The organism is Pricia sp., from assembly GCF_041745955.1.
Classification (GTDB): domain Bacteria; phylum Bacteroidota; class Bacteroidia; order Flavobacteriales; family Flavobacteriaceae; genus Pricia.
Window position 1 is genome coordinate 1 of the sequence record NZ_JBGTHY010000129.1, and the last position, 1,980, is coordinate 1,980.

3 protein-coding genes are annotated in these 1,980 nt (G+C 43.2%); 2 read left to right on the forward strand and 1 reads right to left on the reverse strand.

Annotated features, from left to right (window positions below; all coding sequences use genetic code 11):
- Position 1: 1 nt before the first annotated feature.
- Together ACEW8S_RS04565 and ACEW8S_RS04570 are read left to right on the forward strand one after the other, a co-directional pair.
- The gene (locus tag ACEW8S_RS04565; protein WP_373516999.1) at positions 2-520 is read left to right on the forward strand and encodes a DUF4252 domain-containing protein; all 519 of its coding nucleotides are present in this window, start codon (positions 2-4) and stop codon (positions 518-520) included.
- Between the two features lie 77 nt (positions 521-597).
- Positions 598-1,137 (forward strand): DUF4252 domain-containing protein, encoded by a 540-nt coding sequence (locus ACEW8S_RS04570; RefSeq protein WP_373517000.1) that lies wholly within the window; start codon positions 598-600, stop codon positions 1,135-1,137.
- Positions 1,138-1,149: 12 nt separating this feature from the next.
- On the opposite strand, the gene ACEW8S_RS04575 is transcribed toward ACEW8S_RS04570, so the two are convergent.
- Positions 1,150-1,980: mechanosensitive ion channel family protein (locus tag ACEW8S_RS04575; RefSeq protein ID WP_373517001.1), on the reverse strand; the 831-nt coding region annotated here is incomplete at its 5' end.

Consider the following 1,980-nt stretch of genomic DNA (forward strand, 5'->3'; position numbering starts at 1 on the left):
TTTGGCACTTTTGCCGCTCTTGGGTATTTCACAATCCGTTTTCGATAAATATGATTCCATGGATAATGTGGGCTCGGTAACGGTAAACCAAAGCATGATCAAACTTGCGGGCAATATTGCGGCCTTCGATCAAAACGACCAGGAATCGCAGGATTTTGCCGACATTGCCCAAAGTCTCGAGGGCATCAAGGTCTTTATGACCGAGGATGCCGATATTTCGGAAGATATGGCCATGACCGTCAAACAGTATCTGAAATCTTCGACCTTGGAGGAACTGATGCAGGTAAAGGATAAAGATGCCACGGTAAAATTCTACGTCAAGGAGGGAAAAGACGAGGACCATGTCAGCGAACTATTACTGTTCGTTTCCGATATTGAAAACCCTAAAATGGGATTCCACAACCGAAAATTCGAAAGTATTCTAGTCTCGATGACAGGGGATATCGATTTGACTAAAATCGGGGCGCTGACCAATAAGATGGGGCTGCCAAAAGAACTAGATCAAGCAAGCAAGAAATAGGCGATCGCAGTTGCGGCGCACACTGCCTACACGCCTCTGACAATCCTCAACTTTCCAAAACAATCTAAAACATCATTATGAAAACTATAAAATCAAGTATTTATACGCTGCTTTTACTGGCTCTTGCTGCCTGTAATTCCACCCAAAGCCTGCAGGAATACTATGTCGATAATTCCGAAAACCCGAATTTTTTGTCCGTCGATTTGCCAGTCAGTCTTTTGAATATGAAAAAGACCGATTTGACGGGAGCGCAAAAAGATGCGTTAGAATCCCTGCGCAAGCTCAATGTCTTGGCATTCAAGAAAACGGATGACAACGTTGCGGAATTCGAAATCGAAAAAGCCAAGGTAAAATCCATTTTGCAGCATAAAAGATTTAATGAGCTCATCAAAATGAACACCAGCTATGGCAAGGCCACCATCACCTATTTGGGCGATGATGATGCCATTGATGAGGTAGTGATTTATGGCGACAGCGAAGAAAAGGGATTTATGTTGGTCAGGGTGTTGGGCGAAAATATGAATCCCGCCAAAATCGCCCAATTTATCCAGGCACTGCAAAAGTCGGATTACAACGGCGAGGGACTTGAAAAAATTGGTGAGTTGATCAAAGGATGATTTATTTTTGTACTAACTCTTCGACTCTTTCCCAATTTGCTTTTCGGTATGTATCGTCAAGTTATTCTTACCAAAATCCAACGTACGAATAGGGAAAGGTATGTTGAAGCCTTCGGCATCGAAATGCCGCTTCATCAATTTTATGGCTTGGTGCCTAGCCGCATGTTCCTGTTTAAAGCCCGTAACATCAGTCCAAAAACGAACCATAAAGTTGATAGAGCTATCCCCGAATTCGGTAAAGAAAAATTCAACACCTTCACCGTTTTTTTGTTCGAAATTCTCCCCGATTATCTTTACGGTAAGATCTTCGACTTCTTGAAGATCGCTTTCATAGCCTACACCGCAATTAACGGTAATACGGCCTCTTTGCGTTAGGGAATAATTGGTGAACGCGCCATCTACAAATTTTGAATTCGGTATTACGGTAATATAGTTCTCAGGGGTCTTTATAACGATGTTTCGGAGCGAAATTTCCTGCACCACACCCGAAGCGTCCCCATTTTTAATAGAATCATGAATGCGGATGTCGGGCATAAAGGAGAGCATAAAACCCCCTACGGTATTGCTCAGTGTACCCTGTAAGGCCAAACCGATGGCCAGACCCAGTACCCCGGCACCTGCCAAAATACTGGTAAGTACCTTATCTAGATCCAATACGCTCAACGCGGTGAAAAACCCTATTAAAATTACCCCGATAAATACGCTCTTGCCGACGATGCTTTGTATCGATTCCTGACCGATATGCTTCAAAAGATATTTTCTGAGGAGATTTCTAACGCCTCGCGCAAGAAAGTAGAAAAGAACCATGGTCAAAATGGCCAATACGATATTGGGCAGTTTCAA

Coding starts and splice junctions, on each gene's coding strand:
- ACEW8S_RS04570 (WP_373517000.1), top strand. CDS start 598: ATGAAAACTATAAAATCAAGTATTTATACGCTGCTTTTACTGGCTCTT.